General features: G+C 65.5%; 7 protein-coding genes. 6 read left to right on the top strand and 1 reads right to left on the bottom strand.

Translation table 11 applies throughout. From position 1 onward, the window contains the following. Positions 1-324: 324 nt before the first annotated feature. Positions 325-1,011 (bottom strand): hypothetical protein, encoded by a 687-nt coding sequence (locus JWR89_RS16885; protein ID WP_299718153.1) that lies wholly within the window; start codon positions 1,009-1,011, stop codon positions 325-327. 243 nt (positions 1,012-1,254) lie between these two features. On the opposite strand from JWR89_RS16885, the gene JWR89_RS16880 reads away from it, so the two are divergent. The 6 genes from JWR89_RS16880 to JWR89_RS16855 form a co-directional block, all read left to right on the top strand. Beyond that, positions 1,255-2,514, top strand: coding sequence for a hypothetical protein (locus JWR89_RS16880; RefSeq protein WP_299718151.1), 1,260 nt, complete (start codon positions 1,255-1,257; stop codon positions 2,512-2,514). Positions 2,515-2,532: 18 nt separating this feature from the next. Next, positions 2,533-3,120, top strand: coding sequence for a protein-S-isoprenylcysteine O-methyltransferase (locus JWR89_RS16875; RefSeq protein WP_299718149.1), 588 nt, complete (start codon positions 2,533-2,535; stop codon positions 3,118-3,120). A gap of 30 nt (positions 3,121-3,150) precedes the next feature. After that, the gene (locus JWR89_RS16870) at positions 3,151-4,296 is read left to right on the top strand and encodes a zinc-binding dehydrogenase (RefSeq protein WP_299718147.1); all 1,146 of its coding nucleotides are present in this window, start codon (positions 3,151-3,153) and stop codon (positions 4,294-4,296) included. Next, positions 4,293-5,537 carry an MFS transporter gene (locus JWR89_RS16865; protein ID WP_299718145.1) on the top strand — a complete coding sequence of 415 codons (1,245 nt, stop codon included), beginning with the start codon at positions 4,293-4,295 and terminating at the stop codon, positions 5,535-5,537. Before JWR89_RS16870 ends, JWR89_RS16865 begins: the two co-directional genes overlap by 4 nt. A 56-nt stretch (positions 5,538-5,593) precedes the next feature. Further along, positions 5,594-6,268 (top strand): thiaminase II, encoded by a 675-nt coding sequence (tenA, locus tag JWR89_RS16860; RefSeq protein WP_299718143.1) that lies wholly within the window; start codon positions 5,594-5,596, stop codon positions 6,266-6,268. A gap of 153 nt (positions 6,269-6,421) precedes the next feature. Continuing rightward, a partial coding sequence (locus JWR89_RS16855) for an NAD(P)H-dependent oxidoreductase (protein WP_299718141.1) occupies positions 6,422-6,841 on the top strand: 420 nt, incomplete at its 3' end.

The following is a 6,841-nucleotide window of genomic DNA, read 5'->3' as shown; positions in this document are numbered from 1 at the left end:
CCGTCGATCTCGCGCACCTCGCGGTGCATGTGGTCGGGCACGATACGCTGATCGATCTCGGCCACGGCGCCTCGATCACGCTCACCGGCGTGATTGCGCCGCTGACGCAACACGACGTGCTGATTGTGTGATGCGTACTTACCCTCCCCTGAAGGGGGAGGGTCGATGCGCGCGTAGCGCGTATCGGGGTGGGGTGACAGCGACAATGTCCTGCACCACAGTCGCGCCACGCGCCGTCGTCACCCCACCCCGGAGCGCATTCGCTGCGCAACTGCGCTCCGACCCTCCCCCTTCAGGGGAGGGTGAAGAAGCGCTTCGCTAGTCCTACTCCGCCGGGGCGGCGGACACTTGCGCGGGCTTCGGCTTGGCTGGACCGCGACGCGGGCCGCCGTTGCCGACGGCGCGCAGGATCAGCGCGATGGTCTTGGCATGCAGCGCGTCGGACTTGTCGATGGAGAAGTGGTTGGCCTGGCCGTTCTCGTTGATGTTGGCGAGGCTGCCCTTGAACCGCGCATCCGCGGCCACGGCAGCGCCCCAGCCGGCCGGCACGTAGTAATTGACGATCTGCTTCACATTCGGCGGCACCGGATCGGGGCTGACCGGATCGAAATTGGCGATCAGCGCCACCGGTACATTGGCCTGCTGCAGCTTGCGCGCGATCGAAATGGTGGCGTCGGCGCCGGCCGAGTGGCCGATCAGGATGATCGGCTCGCGCTTGCCGGAACGGTAATTCGCGATCATGTCGTCGGCCAGCCCGCTCCAGGCCGTGTGGTTGTGCACGGTCGCGGTGATGCCGACGGCCTCGATCTTGTAGGCTAGCTGGTCCATGCCGAGCGAAAATACGTTCAGCAGGCCGCGCAGCAGGTAGACGTGGCCGGGCTTCCGGCCGGTCGCGGCCTCGGCGTCGCGGGAACCGGCCAGAACCGTGGCAAATAGCGCAAACAGAATCAGCGAAACGCCGGCCAGCTTGTTCAGGAGGGGCCGTTTCGCGGCAATGAATACAATCGACATCCGTGCGTTCTTTCTCGAAAAATCCGGCGATATGTTCAGATATAAACACGGTCCGTCAATCGCGGCCCCATCCGAATCCGTGTATTGTGATGGGGAAGCCCGCTAAATTGCCGGGCTGTGACATGCAAGCGACAAAAAGCTGCGTGATGCCGCCTATGTGAGCCGGGCCGGTTTGTGGCAGCCTGCGAATTTGCTATGCACAAGCGCGCGGCTTGGCGCGGACCACTGAGGAGCTAACGGGCAATGATCGGCCGGCGACATGTCTTTCACATCGGCGGCTACGATCCGATTGTACCGGACACGCAGCTGGCCCGGTTCCGCCGTTCGCTGACGAGTTTTCAGAAAACGTGGAACGTGTCGGCAAGCGCACCGGGCCCCGCCGTTTCGAACGAGGTCAGCGCAAGCTGGCGCGCCGAGAGTGCCGGCCCGAACTGGAACACTGAGACCTCGTACGAGATGCTGCGCTGGGACGACCTGATCCTGCAGGACCACGAACGCGGAATGTGGTCGCGCCTGGGAGCCTCGATGGTCACGCTCGGCGACTGGATCGTCACCGGCACGCTGTTCCGCTTCATGCGCTCGAGCTGGAAATATGCCGGCTTCTTCCTGTTTCCCTATCTGTGGGTCCTGGGCTTCGCGCTGGTCGGCGCCGGCATCGGCTTCGCGGTGACCTGGCTGGCCGGCCTGCACGGCGCAATCGCGTTCGTGCTGGGCGCGCTGATCGCGTTGGCAATCTTCACCGGGCTGCTGCACCGGTTCGGCTGGCGCAAGCCGATCAACCACGTGTTCGACGACTGGATCTTTTCGCGGCAGTTCGTCTACGGCCAGCGGCCGAAGATGGACGCGCGCATCGACCAATTCGCCAAGGCGATCGTCGCGCGGGCGCAGAAGAACGATGTCGAGGAGATCGTCATCGTCGGGCACTGCCTGGGCGCCGCGCTGGTGATGGAGTCGGTGGCGCGAGCGCTGCAGCTCGATCCGGATCTCACGCGCCGCGGCCCGACCATCTGCATCCTCACGGTCGGCGCGACGATCCCGAAATTCGCGCTGCATCCCGCCGGCGAGAAGGTTCGTGCGGCGACCCAGGTCGTGGCCCGGGAGACCGCGATCCTCTGGGCGGAATACCACGCCCGCGACGACGCCATCAGCTTCTATCGTTTCGATCCGGTGACGCTGAAGCGCGTCGGCCGCGAGCGCGGCGACGGCCGCCCCAACATCCGCCGCGTCCAGTTGCACAGCATGATGGACCCGGCCTCGTTCAAGCGGCATCGCCTCAATTTCATGCGGATGCACTATCAGATGGTGATGGGCAACGACCAACGCTCGCAATACGACTACTGCATGGTGATCTGCGGTCCATTGCCGTTCGACGAAATCACCGCGCCCGATGGCGGCGTCGGCCGCTTCGGGCCGGATGGATCGCTGCTGACCGCAAATGCGCCGGCGCTGGCAGCGGACGCGGTCGAACGGCCGTCGTCCGGGACCGCCGTCCATGCCGCGTGATGGCCTGAACGGAAACATATGACCGCGTCACATCTTGGAATTTACGTCTGGGCGATCGGCGTCATCGCGTGGTTCGTGATCCGCTATCCCTATGCGCGAAAGGCCCGCCGCACTGCGACGGTGCGCAGCCATGGCTGGAGCCGCGAGCGCATCCTGCTGGGGGTCGCGACCATCGGTCTGTTCGTGGTGCCCGTGCTGTGGCTCGCTACCGGATGGCCACGAGGGCTGAACTACGACCTCAACTACGCCGCGGTGGTCGTCGGCGCAGCACTTTATGGATTGTCGCTGTGGCTGTTTCGGCGGTCCCACAAAGACCTCGGTCGGCAGTGGTCGGCCAGCCTGGAAATTCGCGAAAGCCACCAGATCGTGCGGGCAGGGGTCTATCGCCGGATCCGCCATCCGATGTATGCCTCGTTCTGGCTGTGGGCGCTGGCGCAGGCCTTCCTGCTGCCCAATGCCACGGCCGCGCTGAGCGGACTGGTGGCGATCGCGATCCTGTTCTTCACCCGGATCGACTTCGAAGAGCGCATGCTCACCGAGGCTTTCGGCGACGACTATCGTGCCTATATGCGCGAGACCAAACGCATCATTCCGGGCATCTACTAGCGCCGGCAACAAAACACAGGGGAGACTTCCATGGGCGTCGAAGGCAACATCACCGGACTGCAGCTGCTCTCATTGATCACCTCGGCTGGCGAACTCGAATTGTCGCTGGCCAAAGTCGAGATCGCCGAGCCGGCCGCCGATGAAGTCGTCGTGCGCGTCGAGGGCTCCCCGATCAATCCCTCCGACCTCGGCCTGCTGCTCGGCGCGGCGGATCCCACCACCGCGAAAACCTCCGGCACCGGCGATGCGACCGTGGTGAAGGCCACCGTGCCCCAGGTGGCGATGAAGGCGATGGCCGGGCGGCTCGATGAAGCGATGCCGGTCGGCAATGAGGGCGCCGGCGTCGTGATCAAGGCCGGCGCGTCCCCCGAGGCGCAGGCGTTGCTCGGCAAGATGGTGGCGATGATCGGCGGCGCCATGTACGCGCAGTACCGCACCATGAAGGCGAAGGAATGCCTGCCGCTGCCGGACGGCACCACCGCCGCCGAGGGCGCGTCGTGCTTCGTCAATCCGCTGACCTCGCTCGGCATGGTCGAGACCATGCGCCGCGAGGGGCATACCGCGCTGGTGCATACCGCCGCGGCGTCCAACCTCGGCCAGATGCTCAACAAGATCTGCCTCAAGGACGGCATCGACCTCGTCAACATCGTCCGCAGCGAGGCGCAGGAAAAGCTGCTGCGCGACCTCGGCGCGAAATATGTCGTCAACTCCACGTCGGCTACGTTCATGGACGATCTCATCAAAGCGCTGGTCGCCACCGGCGCGACGCTGGCCTTCGATGCCACCGGCGGCGGCAAGCTGCAGGGCCAGATCCTGACCGCGATGGAAGCGGCGGCGGTGAAGACCATGAAGGTCTACAGCCGCTACGGATCGACCACCTTCAAGCAGCTCTACGTCTACGGCCGGCTGGAGTCGAAGCCGATCGAGTTCTCGCCGACCTTCGGCATGGCCTGGGGCATGGGTGGCTGGCTGCTGTTTCCGTTCCTGCAGAAGATCGGCCAGGCCGACGCCGCGCGGCTGCGCGCCCGGGTCGCCGCCGAACTGAAAACCACCTTCGCCAGCCACTACAGCAAGGTCATCTCGTTGCAGGAAGTGCTGCAGCTCGACAACATCGCCGCCTATGCCAAGCGCGCCACCGGCGAAAAATTCCTGATCAATCCGAACAAGGCGGGATGACCCTTCTCAATCAATCCGCAGACGCGGTGATCCCGGCTGGCTCCAGCGCGCTGCTGCGCCATCCGCCCTTCGTGTTCTATATCTTGGCGCGCTGCTTTTCGCGGTTCTCGTCGCAGATCGCGGCAGTGGCCGTGGGCTGGCAGGTCTATGACATGACCGGCAGCGCGTTCCAGCTCGGCATGGTCGGACTGGTGCAGTTCGTGCCGATGCTGGTGCTGGTGTTCGCCGGCGGCCATATCGCGGATCGCTACGACCGCCGCCGCGTGATGCAGATCAGTCAGGTCGTGCAGGGCGTGGTGGCCGTCTATCTGGCCTGGGGCAGCTATGCCGGCTGGATCACGGTGCCCGAGATATTTGTGGCGGTGGCGCTGTTCGGTGCGGCGACGGCGTTCGAAAGCCCGGCGGTCTCGGCGCTGCTGCCCGGCGTGGTGCCGGATGGCACGCTGCAGAAGGCCACCGCCCTGACCACCGGCAGCGGGCAACTGGCGATGATCTGCGGACCGGCGCTGGGCGGCATCGCCTATGCCCTGTCCACCGGCTTGCCCTATGCGCTGATGGCCGGCTTCTGGGTGATCGGCGGCCTGCTCGGCAGCGCGATTCGACTCGACCGTCCGATCGTCGTCAAGGAACCGCCGACCTTTGCCGCGTTGTTCGCCGGCGTCGGTTTTGTCAGGCGCAATCCGGCCATCCTCGGCACCATCTCGCTCGACCTGTTCGCCGTGCTGCTCGGCGGCGCCACCGCGCTGCTGCCGATCTACGCCCGCGACATCCTGCACACCGGCCCCTGGGGGCTCGGCATCCTGCGCGCGGCGCCCGCGGTCGGCGCGCTTGTCATGACGGTGGTGCTGGCGCGCACGTCCATCAACCGCCGCGTCGGCATGCGCATGTTCCAGGCGGTGATCGTGTTCGGACTGGCGACGGCGGTGTTTGCGGTGTCGCAACTGGTCTGGCTGTCGCTGGCAGCATTGTTGATCATGGGCGCGGCGGACACGGTCAGCGTGGTGATCCGGGTGTCGCTGGTGCAGCTCGCGACGCCGGACGACATGCGCGGCCGGGTCGGCGCGGTCAACTTCCTGTTCATCAACGCCTCCAACCAGCTCGGCCAGTTCGAAAGCGGCGTCACCGCGGCGCTGTTCGGCACCATGCCGGCGGCCTTGCTCGGCGGCCTCGGCACGGTAGCGGTGGCGCTGCTGTGGATGAAGCTGTTTCCGACGCTGCGGGACGTGGAGCGGCTGGAGTAGGGGCGCCACCTGTCGTTTGCTCGACTTTCCCCTGCGCAACAAACCGGTCATCCGTCATGAGCTTTTTCGAACGTCTGAAGGCCGCAGCACCCGCCGAATGGCGGACCTACACCGAGCACCCCTTCACGGATGCCATGGCGGACGGCTCGCTCGCCGAAACCGCATTTCGCCATTACCTTGCGCAGGACTATCTGTTCCTGATCGAGTTCGCGCGCGCCTATGCGCTGGCGATCTACAAGTCGCCCGCGCTTGCCGACATGCGCGAAGCGGCCGCCGGGCTGTCCGCCATTCTCGACGTTGAGATGGACCTCCATGTGAAGCTCTGCGCCGGCTGGGGCCTGTCGCCGGGCGATCTCGAACGGACCCCGCCGGCCGCTGAAATGCTGGCCTATACGCGCTATGTGCTGGATACCGGCATGCGCGGCGATCTGCTGGCGCTCAAGGTGGCGCTGGCGCCCTGCGTGATCGGCTACGCCGAGATTGCGACCCGGCTTGCCGCGCGCCCCGGTGCGGACGCGGCGACGAACCCGTATCGCGTCTGGATCGCCGAATATGCCGGCGCGCCGTACCAGGAGGTGGCTGCGAAAGCACAGGCCCAGCTCGACCGTCTCGCCGATCTCTACGCGACCCCGGCGCGTGAAGCGGAGCTGATCGAAATCTTCAGGCAAGCCACCCGGCTCGAGGCTGAGTTCTGGGAGATGGGCTGGCGGGTCGAAGCTGCACGTTCATGACAAAGAAGTGTCTGGCGACGGCCGGCGGCAGCTACGGATAGGCGTGACCTGACCAACTATGGTACGCCCGTACAATCCATGCACTTGCATCTTGTTGCGGAATGCGCGACAGGTTCCCATCGTTTCCCGACGCCACCCACCAAAGGAATTCCCATGGCCATCACCAACGTTGCCGTCATCGTCGGTAGCCTGCGCAAGCAGTCGTTTTCGCTGAAAATCGCCAAGGCGTTCGCCAGGCTGGCGCCGGCGACCCTGAAGCTGAACACCGTGACGCTGGAAGGCCTGTCGTTCTTCAACCAGGATCTGGAAGCCGCGCCGCCGGCCGACTGGGTCAAGTTTCGCGAAACCATTCAGGCGTCCGATGCCGTGCTGTTCGTCAGCCCGGAATATAACCGCGGCACCTCCGGCGTGCTGAAGAACGCCATCGACGTCGCTTCACGGCCCTATGGCAAGAGCTCGTTCCTCGGCAAGCCGGTCGGCATTGTCGGCAACTCGCCGGGCCCGCAGGGAGGCGTCTCGGCCGCGCTCGACCTCAAACGGATCCTGCCGGGCATCACCGGCCCGATCCTGCAG

It is taken from the genome of Tardiphaga sp. (assembly GCF_028290785.1).
Lineage (GTDB): Bacteria > Pseudomonadota > Alphaproteobacteria > Rhizobiales > Xanthobacteraceae > Tardiphaga.
Note: the sequence above shows the minus strand (reverse complement) of the source record. Positions and strands in the feature narration are given on the sequence as shown.

Bases quoted from the DNA above. Each gene is read 5' to 3' on its own strand.
- JWR89_RS16885 (WP_299718153.1), bottom strand. From the start codon at position 1,011: ATGTCGATTGTATTCATTGCCGCGAAACGGCCCCTCCTGAACAAGCTG.
- JWR89_RS16880 (WP_299718151.1), top strand. From the start codon at position 1,255: ATGATCGGCCGGCGACATGTCTTTCACATCGGCGGCTACGATCCGATT.
- JWR89_RS16875 (WP_299718149.1), top strand. From the start codon at position 2,533: ATGACCGCGTCACATCTTGGAATTTACGTCTGGGCGATCGGCGTCATC.
- JWR89_RS16870 (WP_299718147.1), top strand. From the start codon at position 3,151: ATGGGCGTCGAAGGCAACATCACCGGACTGCAGCTGCTCTCATTGATC.
- JWR89_RS16865 (WP_299718145.1), top strand. From the start codon at position 4,293: ATGACCCTTCTCAATCAATCCGCAGACGCGGTGATCCCGGCTGGCTCC.
- tenA (WP_299718143.1), top strand. From the start codon at position 5,594: ATGAGCTTTTTCGAACGTCTGAAGGCCGCAGCACCCGCCGAATGGCGG.